Origin of the sequence: Methylobacterium jeotgali (assembly GCF_022179345.1) — a bacterium.
Classification (GTDB): domain Bacteria; phylum Pseudomonadota; class Alphaproteobacteria; order Rhizobiales; family Beijerinckiaceae; genus Methylobacterium; species Methylobacterium jeotgali.
The window spans coordinates 1-16,433 of the sequence record NZ_BPQR01000033.1; the positions used below are offsets into that span (position 1 = coordinate 1).

Sequence of the window (16,433 nt, forward strand, 5' to 3'; positions counted from 1 at the left end):
GTGCCCGTCGTCAGCACCGCCGCGCCGCAGGCGAGCCGGTGCTGACGACGGGCACCTTCCTGCGCGGCCTCATCCATATCGGCGAGCGGCAGATCCCGGCCGGCCGCGTCGGCGAGGCGCCGGCAATCGGGCTCGCCTTCACCTTGGAGCGTCTCGGCCTGCGTCTCGGCCGCCTCAAGACCGGCACGCCGCCGCGCCTAGACGGACGCACCATCGACTGGGCCTCACTCGAGATGCAGGAGGCGGATGCCGAGCCGGTGCCGTTCTCGGCGCTGACAGAGCGGATCGCCACGCCGCAGATCGCCTGCGGTATCACGCGCACCACGCAGGCCGTCCATGACCTGATCCGCGCCCATATCGGCCGTTCGCCGATGTATTCCGGCCAGATCGCCGGCCGCGGCCCCCGCTATTGCCCCTCGATCGAGGACAAGGTCATGCGTTTCGGTGACCGTGAGGGTCACCAGATCTTCCTCGAGCCGGAGGGGCTCGACGATCCGACCGTCTACCCGAACGGCATCTCGACCGCCCTGCCGGAAGAGGTTCAGCACGCGCTCGTCGCCCTGATCCCGGGGCTGGAAAGAGCGAGGATCGTCCGGCCCGGCTACGCCATCGAGTACGACTACGTCGATCCCCGCGAGCTCGACGCGACGCTCGGCCTGCGCAAGGCGCCCGGTCTGTTCCTCGCCGGCCAGATCAACGGCACCACCGGTTACGAGGAGGCGGCGGCGCAGGGCGTGGTTGCCGGCATCAACGCCGCACGACTCGCCGGCGGGGGCGCGCCTGCCCTCTTCGACCGGGCCGAATCCTATCTCGGCGTGATGATCGACGATCTCGTCACGCAGGGCGTGAGCGAGCCCTATCGGATGTTCACCTCCCGCTCCGAGTACCGGCTGTCGCTTCGGATCGACAACGCCGACGAGCGCCTGACTCCCCGCGGCATCGCGCTCGGCTGCGTCGGCGCCCATCGTGCCGCCCGTCACGCGGCGTCGCAGCGGCAACTCGCAGAAATGCGGGCGCGGCTCGAAGCGCTGAGCCTGACGCCGAGCGAAGCGCTCCAGCATGGCCTCACCCTCAACCGCGACGGCATCAGGCGCACGGCCTTTCAGCTGCTTGCCTATCCCGACTGCGATTGGTCGCGGCTGGCTGCGATCTGGCCGGACCTCGGCGAGGCTCCGCCCGCCGTGATCGATCGCCTTTCCACCGATGCGACCTACTCCGTCTATCTCGACCGGCAGCGGGCCGATGTCGCCGCCTTCCGGAGAGACGAAGCCATCACCCTGCCTGGGCAACTCGACTATGCCGCGATCTCCGGCCTCTCGAACGAGCTGCGCGTGAAGCTTGAGACCGTGCGTCCGCAGACACTCGGGCAGGCGGCGCGGATCGAAGGCATCACCCCGGCGGCCCTCACGCTGCTCGCGGCGCATGCCCGCCGAAAGGGGGCGGATGCCCGTGTCTGAGGCGGAAGACAGGGCGCGGGTCCTGGCGGAGTACGGTGTTTCACGTGAAACAGCGGCACGGCTCGACATCTACGTCGCGCAGCTGCGCCGCTGGCAGCGGGTGAAGAACCTCGTGGGGCCGGCGACGCTCGACGAGGTCTGGACCCGTCACATCGCCGATGCGCTCCAGCTCCTGGCTCTCGCGCCGGAGGCACGGTCCTGGCTTGATCTCGGCTCTGGCGCCGGGATCCCCGGCCTCGTCCTCGCCATCGCCGGCGCGGAGCGGTCGGGCCTCGAGGTCGAGCTCGTGGAGAGCAACGGGCGCAAATGCGCCTTCCTCACCGAGACGGCGCGGCTCTGCGGTGCGCCGGCCCGGATCAGCAACGCGCGGATCGAGACCCTGATCGCGGCACGGTCCGGCGTCGAGATCGTCTGTGCCCGCGCCCTGGCACCGCTCGCTCAGCTTCTCGCCTGGACAGAACCCCTGTTGAAATCCGGTACCACAGGCCTGTTTCTCAAGGGTCGTGACGTCGATGCGGAATTGACCGACGCCGCGCGAGAGTGGAGATTCACGGTCGATCTGCTGTCGAGCCGAACCGACTCGGCGGCACGGATCGCCCGCGTCACCGCACCCGGCACCTAGCATCATGATCAGCGCGACCCCCGCTTCACCCGCCCGGTCCCCGGCGCGGTCCCTGCGGGTCATTGCTCTCGCCAACCAGAAGGGCGGCGTCGGCAAGACCACGACGGCGATCAACCTCGGCACCGCGCTCGCCGCCATCGGTGAGCGCGTGCTGGTGATCGATCTCGATCCGCAGGGCAACGCCTCGACGGGGCTCGGTATCGACCGGCGTAACCGCCGGGTCTCGACCTATCATGTCATGGCGGGCGACGCGCCGCTGAGCCAGGCCGTGGTGCCGACCGCGGTGCCGCGCCTCTCGGTGGCACCCTCGACCATGGACCTGCTCGGCCTCGAGCTGGAGCTGGCCTCGGCGCCCGACCGGGCGCATCGCCTGCGCAACATCCTCGCCGGGGTCGGCGAGCCCGGCAGCGGCACGGCAGACGTGACCTACGTCCTCATCGACTGTCCGCCCTCGCTGAACCTTCTGACCATCAACGCGCTCGCCGCCGCCGATGCGGTGCTGGTGCCGCTGCAATGCGAGTTCTTCGCCCTGGAGGGCCTGAGCCAGCTCCTGCGCACCGTCGAGCAGGTCCGCGCCGCCCTCAACCCGCGTCTGGCGATCCAGGGCATCGTGCTGACCATGTTCGACCCGCGCAACAACCTCTCCGCGCAGGTGGTGGCGGATGTGCGCGGCTTCATGGGCGAGAAGGTCTACGAGACCATGATCCCGCGCAACGTGCGCGTGTCTGAGGCGCCGTCCCACGGCAAACCGGTGCTGCTCTATGACCTGAAATGCGCCGGCGCCCAGGCTTATCTCCGCCTCGCCTCGGAAGTGATCCAGCGCGAGGGCCGGGTGCCGGTCGCCGCCTGAGCGGCGAGGCTCCGCGAACGCGTGCAAAGAGTAACAGGAGAGTTGTGAGTGGCGGCGATGGCGGATGATGGGGCACGGCCCCGGCTGGGGCGCGGCCTCGCGGCCCTGATCGGCGACTTCAACGAGGAGATGCCGGAGGCGGGCCGCGTGCAGGGGCAGCGCAAGGTGCCCGTGGAGTTCCTGCGCCCGAACCCTCGCAACCCCCGCCGCCGCTTCGCCGAGACCGACCTTGAGGAGCTGGCCGCCTCGATCCGGGTGCGCGGCATCATACAGCCGATCGTGGTGCGGGCGCTGGGGGCGGTGCCGGACACCTACGAGATCGTGGCGGGCGAGCGCCGGTGGCGGGCGGCCCAGCGCGCAGGCCTCACCGAGGTGCCGGTGGTCAGCGTCGAGATCGACGACAAGACCTCCCTCGAATACGCGATCCTCGAGAACGTCCAGCGCACGGACCTCAACGCCATCGAGGAGGCGGCGGGCTACGAGCGGCTGATGAGCGAGTTCGCCTACAGCCAGAGCGAGCTCGCCGACATCCTCGGCAAGAGCCGCAGCCACCTCGCCAACACCCTGCGCCTGCTCCAGCTTCCCGCCTCGATCCAGGACCGGGTGACCGCCGGCGAGATCACCGCGGGGCACGCCCGCGCGCTGCTCTCGGTCCGCGATCCCGACGCCGTTGCCCGCCGCATCGTCGCTGAAGGTCTCTCCGTCCGCGAGGTCGAGGCCCTGGCTGCGGCGCAGGCGAATGACGGCGAGGCACCTCGCCCGGGCCGTCCCCGCCGTCCAGTCGAGGCGGGGTTCGACCTGCGCGCTCTGGAGAAGAGCCTCGGCCAAGCCCTCGGGCTCGGCGTGGCGGTGAAGGCGAAGTCGGCGGGCGAGGGCGAGATCCGCATCCGCTTCGGCAGCGCCGAGGAGCGGGACGCGCTCTGCCGCAGGCTCGGCCTCGTCGCCGAGTAGGGCCGTCAGCTCCGGCGGGCGCCCTCGGCGATTCGCAGGAGCACGGCGGAGGCGTGGGCCGCTGCCAGGTCGGGGCTCGCCCGGCGGCAGGCCAGCACGGTCTCGTGCAGGAGCGTGACGGCGCGTTGCAACGAGGCCGGCGACCAGCGGGCAAGCTGCGCCTCGACACTGGCCTTGCGGCTGAAATGCAGGCCCCGCCAGCCGGCGGCCAGAGCGGAGGGGCTCTTGCCCTCCCCTTCGAGGCGCGTCGCGAGCAATGTGAGGGCGTGGCGGAGCGCCGAGCCGACGATGACGCCGGGATCGAGCCCCTCGTGCCGGAAGCGGCGGCAGCCGCGGTCGACCTCCGCCGGTTGCCCCGCGAAGGTCGCATCGATCACCGCGTTGAGGAGACCGGCCGAGGCGTCGCCGACCACGGCCTCGACGTCCTCGATCGTGACGCGATCCTTGCCGGCGGCATAGAGGGCGAGCTTGCCGATCTCCGAGAGGCTGGCGCGCCGGTCGCTGCCGAGATTGGCGGCGAGCGCCTCCCGTGCCTCCCGGTCGATGCCGAGGCCCTGCTCGCGCAAGGTGCGGTCGATGAGGTCGGCGAGCGCCCGGGCATCGTCCGGATAGCAGGGGATGGCGAGCGCGCTGGCTGAGCCCTCGCAGAGCGTGCGCATCGGATTGTTGCGGGCGAGGTCGCCCGCCTCCACCACGATCCGCGTCTCGGCCACCGTCGCGCCGAGCGCCGCCTCGACGGCGGCGACGAAGGGCTTCGAGCCCGCCCGCACACGGATCGCCCGGCGGCCACCGAACAGGCCGACCGTGCCGGCCTCGTCGGCGAGGCGGCCGGGATCGGCGGCAAGCGTATCGCCGTCGAGGAGGATGAAGGCAAAGGGATCGCCGGGGTCGGCGACGAAGCTCTCGGCGAGTTGCTTGGCGCGTTCGGCGACGAGCCCGGTATCGGTGCCGTAGACGAGGATGAGGAAGCAGCGCGGGTCCGGCCCGCGGCGGATCAGGGCGTCGGCATCGCCCGCCCTGACCGCGGTCAAGGCTTCGTCACCAGCACCGAGGCGATGCGGGTCTTGATCTGCTCGGCCAGCACCTTGGCGAGACGGATCTCGGCGTCGCGGGCGGCGCGCAGGGATGCGAAGCGCTGCACGGAGCGGTCGTAGGTCGCCGTCGAGGTGGCGACGCCCTCGGTGATGATCTTGGTGCCGTCGAGGTTCTCCAGCGAGAACTTCACCGTGCCGACGATGGTGCCGGCCTCGGCGCGGCCCGTCTGGGTCGAGACGATCGGCGTCTGCACCGACTCGCTGCCCTGGAGCTTGAGCTTGTAGCGCTTCGGCGAGGGCTGGCCGGAACCGTCGAGGTCGAAGATCAGCTCGCTGCGCAGGTAGTGCCCGATGCGCTCCTGATCCTTGGCCATGGCGATGTCGTCGACCTGGATCGACGCGAGGATCGCGCCGAGCGGCTCGCCGGAGGCGGTCGGCCCGTAGAGGGGCCGGAAGCAGGCGGAAAGGTTCAGCGACAGCAGCGCGACCGCACCGATCCGTCCGAGCCGAGAGAGCCGCCCCACAGAAGCCATGAGCCTCGCCGTCCTTCCAACGCCCGCCGCTGTTTAAGCGCGGCGGGCGATTCCGTCATCCAGGATGATGCACGAACGGTTACGATTTCTCTGCGGCGAGAGCACGGCGGCGAGGAAGGGCCTCACACGACGAGGTTCACGATCCGGCCCGGCACGACGATGACCTTGCGCGGGCTCTTGCCCTCCAGAGCCCGCTGCACCGATTCGAGAGCCAGCGTCGCGGCCTCGACGGCAGCGGCGTCCGCGTCGCGGGGGACGGTGACGTCCGCGCGCTTCTTGCCGTTGATCTGGACCGGCAGGGTGATCTCGTCCTCGACGAGGAGCGAGCGGTTGAGGATTGGCCAGGGTGCGCTCGCGACCAGCCCGTCGCGGCCGAGCGCCGCCCATGAGGCTTCCGCCAGATGCGGCATCATCGGCGCGATGAGCTGCACGAGGATGCCAGCGGCCTCTCCCGTCGCCTCCTGCGAGACGCCGGCCCGCAGCGCCTCCTCGAGGGCGTTGGCCAGCGTGTAGATATGGGCCACGCAGCGGTTGAAGCGCAGCCGCTCCACGTCCTCCTCGACGGCGGCGAGCGCCCGGTGGGCAGCCTTGCGCAGAGCGGTGCCCTCGGCGCGGCCCTGTGCGGTCGCGGCCGCGTTCACGAGGCGCCAGACCCGCTGCACGAAGCGGGCGGCCCCCTGCACGCCCTCCTCCGTCCAGATCACGTCGCGCTCGGGCGGCGAGTCGGAGAGCATGAACCAGCGGGCGGTATCGGCGCCGTAGCTGGCGATGATGTCGTCGGGATCGACGACGTTCTTCTTCGACTTCGACATCTTCTCGATGGCGCCGATGCTGATTGGCGCATCGGTTTTCACGTGAAACGCGCAGCGCTCCGCCCCTGTCCCGTCGAAGCGGATCTCGGCTGGCGGCACCCAGGCGCCGGCCGCGTCCTTGTAGGTCTCGTGGACGACCATGCCCTGCGTGAACAGGCCGGCGAAGGGCTCCGAGACGCCCGACCAACCGGTCTCCCGCATCGCCCGCATGAAGAAGCGGGAATAGAGCAGGTGCAGGATCGCGTGCTCGATGCCGCCGATATACTGGTCGACGGGCAGCCAGCGGTCGATCGTGGCCGGGTCGGTCGGCGCGTCCGTCAGATGCGGGTTCGTGAAGCGGGCATAGTACCAGGACGAGTCCACGAAAGTGTCCATGGTGTCGGTCTCGCGCCGGGCCGCCGCGCCGCAGCGCGGGCACGGCACCTGCCGCCAGACGTGGTCCCGCTCCAACGGGTTGCCGGGCTGATCGAAGGAGACCTCCTCCGGCAGCTTCACGGGCAGTTCGGCGACGGGCACCGGGACGGGCCCGCAGGCGTCGCAGTGGACGATCGGGATCGGGCAGCCCCAGTAGCGCTGGCGCGAGACACCCCAGTCGCGCAGGCGGAACTGCACCTTGCGCCGGGCAACCGGCGCGCCGTCCCGCGTCTCGGACTCCAGCCGGTCGGCGACCGCCGCGAAGGCGGCGTCCGTACTCATCCCGTCGAGGAAGCCCGAGTTGATCATCCGGCCGTCGCCGTCATAGGCGGTGTCGGTGATCGTGAACGTCGCCGGGTCCTGGCCCTCCGGGCAGACGACCGGCGTGTTGCCGAGCCCGTACTTGTTGGCGAAGTCGAGGTCGCGCTGGTCGTGGGCCGGGCAGCCGAACACGGCGCCGGTGCCGTAGTCCATCAGCACGAAGTTCGCCACGTAGACCGGCAGCAGCCAGGACGGGTCGAGGGGGTGACGTACCTTCAGCCCGGTGTCGAACCCGAGCTTTTCCGCCGTGTCGATGGCGGCCTGCGCCGTGCCGAGGCGGCGGCACTCCTCGATGAAGCCCTGGAGCTCCGGACGATCCTGGGCGAGGGCGGCGGCGACCGGATGGTCGGCGGAGATCGCCAGGAACCGCGCGCCGAACAGCGTGTCCGGCCGCGTCGTGTAGACGGTGATCTTGTCCCCGGAGCCGTCGACCGCGAAGCGGATCTCCAGCCCCTCCGAGCGGCCGATCCAGTTGCGCTGCATCAGCCGGACCTTCTCCGGCCAGCGCTCCAGACCGTCGAGGGCGTCGAGGAGGTCCTGCGCGAAGTCGCTGATCCGGAAGAACCACTGCGTCAGCTCGCGCTGCTCCACGAGCGCCCCCGAGCGCCAGCCGCGCCCGTCGATGACCTGCTCGTTGGCGAGCACGGTGTGGTCCACCGGGTCCCAGTTCACCTTGGCGGTGCGGCGCGCCACGAGCCCCTTGTCGAGAAAGTCGAGGAACATGCGCTGCTGGTGCTTGTAGTAGTCGGGATCGCAGGTGGCGATCTCCCGGCTCCAGTCGAGGGACAGGCCCATGGACTGGAGCTGGTCTCGCATCGTCGCGATGTTGGCGTAGGTCCACTCCCGCGGGTTGACCTTGCGCTCCATGGCGGCGTTCTCGGCGGGCAGGCCGAAGGCGTCCCAGCCCATCGGGTGCAGCACCGAGAAGCCCCTGGCGCGCTTGTAGCGGGCCACCACGTCGCCCATGGCGTAGTTGCGCACGTGGCCCATGTGGATGCGCCCCGACGGATACGGGAACATCTCGAGCACGTAGTATTTCGGGCGCGGATCGCTGATGTCGGTCTCGAACAGCCGCGCCTCGGCCCAGGCCCGCTGCCAGCGCGGCTCGGAGTCCTTGGCGTTGTAGCGCTCGATCGGGGTCGGGTTCGCGGAGTCGGTCATCGGGGCGCCGGGAAGCGGTGGAGCGGGACGCGCGGCGGCTCGGGGCGCCGTGGGCTCGCGGAATGCCGGCACCTAGCATATCCCGGCGGCGCGGGGTCAACGGCCGCCGGCGGTGGGCTCGGTTGCGGGGCGAGGGGCTCGCACCATATCGCGGGCGCCGGGGATCGGAAGACGTCCGGACCGGAAGACCGAGCGCGAGGAATTGGAAGCGGACATGGCCGACACGAGCGCGGATGCGGGACTGGAGACGAAGCCCCCGGTCGGCGAGGCGGATGTCGCCGCCGGGCTCGCCGAGGTCCGCGAGGGCATCGTCCAGGCGGCGCGCGACAACGGGCGCGATCCCGCCGGCGTGCACCTCGTCGCCATCTCGAAGACGGTGCCGGCCGAGGGTATCCTGCCGGCGCTGGAGGCGGGCCAGCGCCTGTTCGGCGAGAACTACGTGCAGGAGACCGCCGCCAAATGGCCGGCGCTCCGCGAGCGCTACCCGGACGCGGAGCTCCACCTCGTCGGGCCGCTGCAATCGAACAAGGCGCGGGAGGCGGTGGCGCTCTTCGACGTGATCCACTCCCTCGACCGGCTGTCGCTGGCCGCCGCGCTGGCCAGGGAGATCGAGCGCGCGGGGCGCGCGCCGAAGCTGCTCATCCAGGTCAACACCGGCGAGGAGCCGCAGAAGGGCGGCGTGGTGCCGGGCCAGCTCGACACGCTGCTCGCCGAGTGCCGGGATACGCACGGGCTGGCGATCCACGGGCTGATGTGCATCCCGCCTGCCGAGGACCCGCCCTCGGCGCATTTTGCGCTGCTCGCCCGCGCCGCCGAGCGGCACAATCTGCCGATCCTCTCCATGGGCATGAGCGCCGACTACGGCGCCGCTATCCAGATGGGCGCGACGCATGTCCGTGTCGGCACCGCGATCTTCGGGGCCCGCGCCCGCAAGGCCTGATCAGATCCGCTCGACCACGCGGGTGAGGGAGCGGCCGAGGTCGCGTGCCTCCTCGCTCCCGTAGGCCGTCTCGAAGGCGGCCTGCGCGTCGAGCCACAGGGGCCTCGCCGCGGCGAGGCGCTCGCGGCCTGTCGGCGTGAGTTCGAGAGCACGGCTGCGTCCGTCGCGGCCGGGGCCGCTCCCCACGAGACCGTCGCGCTGAAGGGGCAGCAAGGTCCGGCTCGTGGCCGTACGGTCCATGACGAGCGCCTCGGCCAGCGCTCCGACCGTGAGCGGTCCGGCGCGGGCGAGCACCGCCAGCACCGAGTACTGACCGAGCCGCAGGCCGCTGGGCGCGAGGTGGCGGTCGTAGAGCTGCGTCGTGCGCCGCGTCGCCTCGCGGAGCACGCGGCAGTGGCAGGGACTCGGCCGATCCGTCATCCATCCTCTCCTGCGCCAGGCCCGTCTTGCGGCGGCGATCCAATAAGTGCATACGCACATATCAGATCGGCATCCGCTTCGAAAGGGCGCGCCCGTGGCCGGACACGCATCCTCGCTTCTTTCCGTATCCCTGGCGCGGCGCGGCGTGCACTACGGCTGGGCGGTGGCGGGCGCCACCTTCCTGACCATGCTGGTCACCGCCGGCACCATCGGCGCGGCGGGCATCCTGATCCTGCCGCTCCAGCGGGAGTTCGGCTGGGACACGGCCTCGATCTCGGTCGCGCTGGCCGTCCGCCTCCTCCTGTTCGGGCTGATGGGCCCCTTCGCGGCGGCCTTCCTCAACCGCTACGGCCCGCGCCGGGTGATGCTCACGGCGATCGCCCTGATCGCCTCGGGGCTCCTCGCCTCGCTGGCGATGACCCGCGTCTGGCACCTCGTGCTGCTCTGGGGCGTCGTGCTCGGCGCGGGCACGGGCCTCACGGCGCTGGTGCTCGGCGCGACGATCGCGACGCGCTGGTTCTCCCGCTCGCGCGGCCTCGTGGTCGGGCTGCTGACGGCGAGCTCCGCCACGGGCCAGCTCGTGGTGATGCCGCTGCTCGCGGGCCTCGTCGAGGCCCATGGCTGGCGATCGGCGATCCTCCTCCTCGTCGGGCTGTTGAGCATCGCCGGGCTCGTCGTGGCGCTCGTGATGCGCGATCGCCCGGAGGATGTCGGGCTCTCGGCCTATGGCGAGCCGCCGGGTACGCCGAGCCCGCCCCCGCCCTCGACGGACGCCATCGGCACGCTGCGGATCGCGGCGCGCTCGCGGGTGTTTTGGGTGCTGTTCGGGACGTTCTTCGTCTGCGGCGCCAGCACCAACGGGCTGATCCAGACGCATTTCGTGCCGCTCTGCGCCGATTTCGGCATGGGCCCGGTGGAGGCCACGGGCGTACTCGCAATGATGGGCGTGTTCGACTTCCTCGGCACCGTCGCCTCGGGCTGGCTCTCGGACCGCTACGACAACCGCTGGCTCCTGTTCTGGTACTATGGGCTGCGCGGGCTCTCGCTGCTGTTCTTGCCCTTTGCCGACTTCACGTTCCTCGGCCTGTCGATCTTCGCGGTCTTCTACGGGCTCGACTGGATCGCCACGGTGCCGCCGACCGTGAAGCTCGCCGCCGCCCGCTTCGGCCGCGAGCGCGCCAACCTCGTGTTCGGCTGGGTCTTCGCTGGGCATCAGCTCGGCGCGGCATCCGCCGCCTTCGGCGCCGGCATGACCCGCACGGCGCTGGAGACCTACCTGCCCGCCTTCCTCGCCGCCGGCGGCCTCTGCCTGATCGCGGCCGCGGCGATCGTCACCCTGTCGCGGCCGCAGGTCCCCGCTCCGGAGCCCGTCGCCGCCCGCGCCTGAAGGGTCTCAGCCGACGACGAGCCGGGTGCGCGGGCCGACCCGCCGCAGCAGGCGCACGAGATCCGGCCGGCGCAGCGCCACGCAGCCCTCCGTCGGCAGGAAGCCGGGACGGGCGGCGTGCAGGAAGATCGCCGAGCCACGGCCTCTTCGGATCGGGCCGCGGTTGTAGTCGAGATCGACCACGAGGTCGTAGAGACCGTCCTCCCGCCACATCGCCTCGGCGCTGACGCCGGGCGCCGGCAGCCGCAAGGGGCGGTTGTAGCGGCGGTCGCGGACGTCGTCGCACCAGCCGTCGGCGACCCGCGTCGGGCGTAGCGCCAGTCCCGAGGACGGGCGCGGAAGCCGGTCGGGCCGGAACACCGCGCCCCGCAGGCGAAAGCCGCCTCGGGGCGTCGCCCCGTCGCCCTCGCGCTTTCCCCGCGTCAGGCCCGAGCGTCCGAGGGCGCAGGGAATGACGAGCCGCCCGGCGATGAGCTCGCCCCGGCGGCGGTCGCCCACCATCGCGCGGACCAGCAGGCGAGGAAGCGTGGTGCGGATCATCGCGTCGCAGGGCTCGTCGGGATCGGGGCGGTTCGCTTTCATCAGGATTGTACGCGCCGCGCAAATATCGCAAAGGTTGCGGGCAACCTATTTCCCGGTGGAGATAGGGGACCCGAAGGGATGAAAGTCCCGTTCGGGGCGCTTCCCTTTCCGGTCCTCCGGAGCCAGGGTCGCGGCAACGGGCGCCAGACCCTTGAGACCGGTCCCGGGAGTCGAGACGGACGATGTCGAAATCCCACACCATCCTGATCTGCGACGACGATACCGTCCTGCGCGACACCCTGTCCGAGCAGCTCGCGCTCCATCCCGAGTTCGCGGTGCTGACGGAGGGCACCGCCGAGGCGGCGATCGAGCGCGTCGCCAACGAGCGCATCGACCTCCTGGTGATGGATCTCGGCCTGCCGGGCATCGACGGGCGCGAGGGCGTCGCCACCATGCGCCGCAACGGCTTCCGCGGCCCGGTCATCATGCTCACGGCCCAGGACTCCGAGGAGGACACCGTCGCGACGCTGGAGGCGGGCGCCAACGACTACGTGACGAAGCCCTTCAAGTTCGCCGTGCTGCTCGCCCGCATCCGTGCGCATCTGCGCCAGCACGAGGCCAGCGAGGACGCGGTCTTCCAGATCGGTCCCTACACCTTCCGCCCGAGCGCCAAGATGCTCGTCGGCGAGCGCGGCTCGAAGCTGAAGCTCACCGAGAAGGAGACGGCGATCCTGCGCTTCCTCTACCGGGCGAGCCACGAGGTCGTCGGCCGCGACACGCTGCTCGCGGAGGTCTGGGGCTACAATGCCCAGGTCACCACCCACACCCTCGAGACGCACATCTACCGCCTGCGCCAGAAGATCGAGCCGAACCCGGCCATGGCCGCGATCCTCGTGACCGAGGGCGGCGGCTACAAGCTCATCCCCTGATCGTGGCCCGGAGCCCGATCTGCGGGTAAGGACGGGGCCGAAGGGCGGACGGAGCAGGGAGCGGACTGCGCGGTGGGGCTCGACGACGACATCGCCATCCTGGCGGCCGCGCCCCTGTTCGGGTCCCTGAACCGGGACGCGCTGCGCCTGCTGTGCTTCGCCGCCGACCGGCGCAGCCTCGCGGCGGGCGAGGTCCTGTTCGAGCGCGACAGCCCCGCCGACGGCGGCTTCGTCGTGCTCTCCGGGCGTCTCTCGCTCGCGCCTCGCGGTGCGGGCGGCCCGGACGTCGAGGCGGGCCGGTCGGCTCTCATCGGGCGGCACGCGCTCCTCGTCGGCGGCCGGCGCCCGACCGCGGCCCGCGCCGCCGAGCCGTCGGAGGTGATGCGGATCACGCCGGCCCTGATGCGGCGGGTGCTCGTGGAGTTTCCCGAGGCCGCCGCGGCGATCCGCGAGACCCTGGCCGAAGACCTCGCCGAGCTGAACCGGGGTCTCGCCGCCGCCGGGACCCGCTTCGGGGCCCGTTGAGCGAGGCGCCGTCCCCGACATTCACAGCGGTCCCCAGAACTCCGCCGCGGCCTCGGCGTTGGCCGGGTCCGGATGCGGGATGTTCCCCGTCCGAGCTGCCGGATCACAGGCGACGCGGGAGGGACCCATGGCCAAGGACAAGACGCTTCACGATGCCTTTCACGAGATGCTCAAGGACGTCTATTACGCCGAGCGGCAGTCGGTGAAGGCCTGCAAGAAGTCCGCGAAGGCGGCCGAGCATCCCGACCTGAAGCAGGCGTTCGAGACCCACGCCGAGGAGAGCGCCCATCAGGTCGAGCGCCTCGTCCAGGTGTTCGAGCTGATCGGCAAGAGCGCCCGGGCCAAGACCTGCGAGGCGATGCAGGGGATCACCTCCGAGATGGAGGAGGACCTCGAGGATTTCGCCGACACCCCCGCCGCCGACGCGGTGCTCGCGGCCTGCGCCCAGGCGGTCGAGCACTACGAGATCGCCCGCTACGGCACCCTCAAGACCTGGGCGGAGAAGCTCGGCAACGCCGAGGCCGCCAAGCTCCTCGACGAGACCCTCCAGGAGGAGAAGAAGACCGACGCGCTCCTCACGAAGCTCGCCGAGCGCCTCAACGTCGAGGGCTTGGCCGCCCGTTGAGCGGGGCCGGCACGGGCAACCGTGGAAGGGGGCCTACGGCCGCCTTCCCGGTCACGGTGGGGCGGTCCGGGGATCGAGGCGCGGGATTTTCGACTGACAGGGCGGCCCCCGTTCGCTAATCACGGGCGCGATCGAACACACCGGAACGCTGCCATGTCCTCTCACGCCGATCTCGCCCGCACCCTCGAGGCCGCCTGGGAGGACCGCGCCAGCATCGATACCAGCACGAAGGGGCCCGTGCGCGAGGCCGTCGAGGCCGCGCTCTCGCTCCTCGACTCCGGCGAGGCGCGCGTCGCCGAGAAGGTCGACGGCGCCTGGCAGGTCAACGAGTGGCTCAAGAAGGCGGTGCTGCTCTCCTTCCGCCTCAACGACATGGCTCCCATCGAGGGCGGCCCCGGCGGCGGCCCCTGGTGGGACAAGGTGCCGTCGAAGTTCTCCGGCTGGGGCGAGGCCGAGTTCCGCTCCGCGGGCTTCCGGGCGGTGCCGGGCTGCTTCGTGCGCCGGGGCTCCTACGTGGCGCCGGGCGCGGTGCTGATGCCCTCCTTCATCAACCTCGGGGCGCGGGTCGGCAAGGGCACCATGGTTGACACCTGGGTGACGATCGGTTCCTGCGCCCAGGTCGGCGAGAACTGCCACATCTCGGGCGGAGCCGGCATCGCCGGCGTGCTGGAGCCGCTCCAGGCGAACCCGGTCATCATCGAGGACAACTGCTTCATCGGCGCCCGCGCCGAGGTCGCAGAGGGCGTCATCGTCGGCGAGGGCAGCGTCCTCTCCATGGGCGTCTACATCGGCGCCTCGACCCGCATCATCGACCGCACCACCGGCGAGACCTTCTACGGCCGGGTGCCGCCCTACTCCGTGGTGGTCTCGGGCACGACGCCGGGCAAGCCGCTCCCCGACGGCACGCCGGGCCCCGGCCTCTACTGCGCGGTGATCGTGAAGCGGGTCGACGCGGGCACCCGCGCCAAGACCGGCATCAACGAGCTCCTGCGCACCTGATCCGCCCGGTGAGCGCGGCGCCCGACACGACGACGCTGGCGCTCGCCCTCGACGGCCGGCCGCTGCCGACCCCCTGCGATCGCTACGGGCCCGAGGACGCGCCCCCGGCGCTCCTCCTGCCGGCCCTGTCCTCGATCGCCTCGCGGGCGGAGATGGCCGGGCTCGCCCGGGCGCTGGCGCCGGACTACCGCTGCCTCGTGCCCGACTGGCCGGGCTTCGGCGACCGGGACCGGGCGCGGCTCCCGCTGTCGCCCGCCCTCATGAACGGCTTCCTCGACGCGCTGCTGGCGGCGCTGCCCGGCCCGTTCGCCCTCGGGATCGGCGCGGGACACGGGGCGACCTACCTCGCCGCGGCGGCCGGGCGCCATCCGGGCCGGTTCGCGCGCCTGGTGATGGTGGCGCCGACCTGGCGCGGGCCGCTGCCCACCGCGATGGGAGCGGAGCGGGCGCCGCTGTTCCGGCGCATCCGCCGGGCCGTCGAGGCGCCCGTCCTCGGCCATGCCCTCTACCGGATCAACCTCAGCACCCCGGTCATCGCCCGGATGATGCGGGCCCATGTCTACGCGGACCCGGCCCGCGTCACGCCCGCGCTCGTCGCCGCCAAGCGGGGGATCGCCCGCCGGGCCGGGGGCCGGTTCGGAACGGCCGCCTTCGTCACCGGCGGCCTGGATCCCGTCGAGAGCCGGCAGGCCTTCCTCGCGCTGTTCGCCGAGCCGATCTCCGGGCCGCTGCCGCCGGTGAGCCTGCTGCGCCCGCAAGCCGCGCCTCGCCGCTCGGGCGCCGAGATGGACGCGCTCGCCGCTCATCTCGGGGGCGCCGGATCGGTGCCGGGCGCCCTGAGCCCGCACGAGGAGTATCCGGAAGCCGTCGCCGAGGCGATCCGCGCCGAGGTCGGGCGTGCGATCTGACATCCTGCCGTCGCCCTGGGATGCCAAGGCGGAGGCTGCACGTTCACAGGCGAGACGAGGGAGCCCGCCGAGCCCGATGCCGAGTATCCTGCCGAGCCCGCGATCCATGCCGAAGCGCGACGTCGCGATGGCGCGAAAGCCCCTGCCCGCGCTACGCGCCGCGCTGGCGGCCTCGCTGCTGGCCCTGCTGCCGCTTGCCGCCGGAGCGCAGGAACCGGCCAAGCCCGCCGCGGCGCCTCCGCCGGAGAAGGCCGCCCCCAGCCTCGGCCGCGACGCGCTCAACCCCGCCAAGCCCGCCGTGAAGCCCTATCTCGACGACGCCACCGCCCCGGACACCGTGGCGATCCTGCCGGCGCCGCCCCCGAGCCACTCGGCCGCCGAGACCGCCGACCGGACGATGTTCAACGCCACCCGCGAGCGCCGGGGCAGCGTACGCTGGGAGCTTGCCACCGCAGACGTGGCGGAGGGCTCGGCGGCTGTCCTCGACAACATGGCCTGCGTGCTCGGCACCCGCCTCGACCCGGCCCGGGTGCCGGCGCTGATCGGGCTCCTCGACCGCGCCCGTCTCGACGTGGTCCGCGCCACCCGCGGGCCGAAGGTCCACTACCGGCGCCTGCGGCCCTTCGTCGGCAACGAGCAGCCGATCTGCGTGCAGCGCAGCCAGGCCCTCGCGGACAGCTACAGCTACCCCTCCGGCCACGCCTCCCAGGGCTGGACCTATGCGCTGATCCTCGCCTCCCTGGTGCCGCAGAAGGCCACCGCCATCCTTGCCCGCGGGCGCGCCTACGGCGAGAGCCGGGTGATCTGCGGGGTGCACTGGCTCAGCGACGTCGAGGCCGGACGCACCAACGGCTCGGCGGTCTACGCGGCGCTCCAGGGCAACGCGGCCTTCCGGGCCGATCTCGACCGCGCCCGCGCGGAGCTCGCCAAGGCCATGTCCGGCGACGCTCCGCCCCAGGACCCGAAGACCTGTGCCCGCGAAGACGCAGCCGCACGGGAACCGGCACTATAGTTTTTAACTTC

The 16,433-nt window shown here is 71.7% G+C and carries 17 protein-coding genes; 12 read left to right on the top strand and 5 right to left on the bottom strand.

The genetic code is table 11. The annotated features are described in order from the left end of the window. The 4 genes from mnmG to MFF04_RS10115 all read left to right on the top strand — a co-directional run. Window positions 1-1,457 (top strand): tRNA uridine-5-carboxymethylaminomethyl(34) synthesis enzyme MnmG (mnmG, locus tag MFF04_RS10100; protein WP_238275531.1); only part of this gene is annotated, 1,457 nt, incomplete at its 5' end. After that, on the top strand, window positions 1,444-2,079 hold the full coding sequence (gene rsmG / locus MFF04_RS10105; protein ID WP_238275533.1) for a 16S rRNA (guanine(527)-N(7))-methyltransferase RsmG: 636 nt from the start codon (window positions 1,444-1,446) through the stop codon (window positions 2,077-2,079). The genes mnmG and rsmG, both read left to right, overlap by 14 nt. A gap of 4 nt (window positions 2,080-2,083) precedes the next feature. Beyond that, window positions 2,084-2,929 (top strand): ParA family protein, encoded by an 846-nt coding sequence (locus MFF04_RS10110; protein ID WP_238275535.1) that lies wholly within the window; start codon window positions 2,084-2,086, stop codon window positions 2,927-2,929. Window positions 2,930-2,986: 57 nt separating this feature from the next. Next, entirely contained in the window at window positions 2,987-3,880 is an 894-nt protein-coding gene (locus MFF04_RS10115; RefSeq protein ID WP_238275577.1) for a ParB/RepB/Spo0J family partition protein, read from the top strand. 5 nt (window positions 3,881-3,885) lie between these two features. Here the strand turns inward: MFF04_RS10115 and holA are convergent, their stop codons facing one another. The 3 genes from holA to leuS form a co-directional block, all read right to left on the bottom strand. Then, the gene (gene holA, locus MFF04_RS10120; RefSeq protein WP_238275537.1) at window positions 3,886-4,911 is read right to left on the bottom strand and encodes a DNA polymerase III subunit delta; all 1,026 of its coding nucleotides are present in this window, start codon (window positions 4,909-4,911) and stop codon (window positions 3,886-3,888) included. After that, on the bottom strand, window positions 4,908-5,447 hold the full coding sequence (gene lptE, locus MFF04_RS10125; protein ID WP_238275539.1) for an LPS assembly lipoprotein LptE: 540 nt from the start codon (window positions 5,445-5,447) through the stop codon (window positions 4,908-4,910). Before lptE ends, holA begins: the two co-directional genes overlap by 4 nt. 122 nt (window positions 5,448-5,569) lie before the next feature. Continuing rightward, window positions 5,570-8,155: a leucine--tRNA ligase gene (gene leuS, locus MFF04_RS10130; RefSeq protein WP_238275541.1), complete on the bottom strand. Its 2,586-nt coding sequence runs from the start codon at window positions 8,153-8,155 to the stop codon at window positions 5,570-5,572. A 214-nt stretch (window positions 8,156-8,369) separates the two neighbouring features. Between leuS and MFF04_RS10135 the strand changes: the two genes are divergently transcribed. Continuing rightward, a complete protein-coding gene (locus MFF04_RS10135; RefSeq protein ID WP_238275544.1) occupies window positions 8,370-9,095 on the top strand; it encodes a YggS family pyridoxal phosphate-dependent enzyme in 726 nt (241 codons plus the stop codon). Here MFF04_RS10135 and MFF04_RS10140 read toward each other — a convergent pair whose 3' ends face one another. Continuing rightward, complete coding sequence (locus tag MFF04_RS10140) at window positions 9,096-9,515, bottom strand: MarR family winged helix-turn-helix transcriptional regulator (RefSeq protein ID WP_238275546.1); 420 nt, start codon at window positions 9,513-9,515, stop codon at window positions 9,096-9,098. A gap of 94 nt (window positions 9,516-9,609) precedes the next feature. Here MFF04_RS10140 and MFF04_RS10145 point away from each other — a divergent pair, with 94 nt between their 5' ends. Further along, the gene (locus MFF04_RS10145) at window positions 9,610-10,902 is read left to right on the top strand and encodes an MFS transporter (RefSeq protein ID WP_238275548.1); all 1,293 of its coding nucleotides are present in this window, start codon (window positions 9,610-9,612) and stop codon (window positions 10,900-10,902) included. A gap of 6 nt (window positions 10,903-10,908) precedes the next feature. On the opposite strand, the gene MFF04_RS10150 is transcribed toward MFF04_RS10145, so the two are convergent. After that, complete coding sequence (locus MFF04_RS10150; RefSeq protein ID WP_238275579.1) at window positions 10,909-11,442, bottom strand: L,D-transpeptidase family protein; 534 nt, start codon at window positions 11,440-11,442, stop codon at window positions 10,909-10,911. A 224-nt stretch (window positions 11,443-11,666) separates the two neighbouring features. Between MFF04_RS10150 and MFF04_RS10155 the strand changes: the two genes are divergently transcribed. The 6 genes from MFF04_RS10155 (at window position 11,667) to MFF04_RS10180 (ending at window position 16,422) form a co-directional block, all read left to right on the top strand. Then, window positions 11,667-12,353 (top strand): response regulator transcription factor, encoded by a 687-nt coding sequence (locus tag MFF04_RS10155; protein WP_238275549.1) that lies wholly within the window; start codon window positions 11,667-11,669, stop codon window positions 12,351-12,353. Between the two features lie 72 nt (window positions 12,354-12,425). Then, window positions 12,426-12,878, top strand: a complete 453-nt coding sequence (locus MFF04_RS10160) for a cyclic nucleotide-binding domain-containing protein (RefSeq protein ID WP_238275550.1) — start codon at window positions 12,426-12,428, stop codon at window positions 12,876-12,878. A 127-nt stretch (window positions 12,879-13,005) separates the two neighbouring features. Next, window positions 13,006-13,503 carry a YciE/YciF ferroxidase family protein gene (locus MFF04_RS10165; protein WP_238275551.1) on the top strand — a complete coding sequence of 166 codons (498 nt, stop codon included), beginning with the start codon at window positions 13,006-13,008 and terminating at the stop codon, window positions 13,501-13,503. Window positions 13,504-13,656: 153 nt separating this feature from the next. Then, the gene (gene dapD / locus MFF04_RS10170) at window positions 13,657-14,502 is read left to right on the top strand and encodes a 2,3,4,5-tetrahydropyridine-2,6-dicarboxylate N-succinyltransferase (RefSeq protein ID WP_238275552.1); all 846 of its coding nucleotides are present in this window, start codon (window positions 13,657-13,659) and stop codon (window positions 14,500-14,502) included. After that, window positions 14,502-15,410, top strand: coding sequence for an alpha/beta fold hydrolase (locus MFF04_RS10175; protein WP_373320003.1), 909 nt, complete (start codon window positions 14,502-14,504; stop codon window positions 15,408-15,410). The genes dapD and MFF04_RS10175 overlap by 1 nt, the downstream gene beginning before the upstream one ends. A gap of 106 nt (window positions 15,411-15,516) precedes the next feature. Continuing rightward, window positions 15,517-16,422, top strand: coding sequence for an acid phosphatase (locus MFF04_RS10180; RefSeq protein ID WP_238275553.1), 906 nt, complete (start codon window positions 15,517-15,519; stop codon window positions 16,420-16,422). Window positions 16,423-16,433 lie beyond the last annotated feature (11 nt).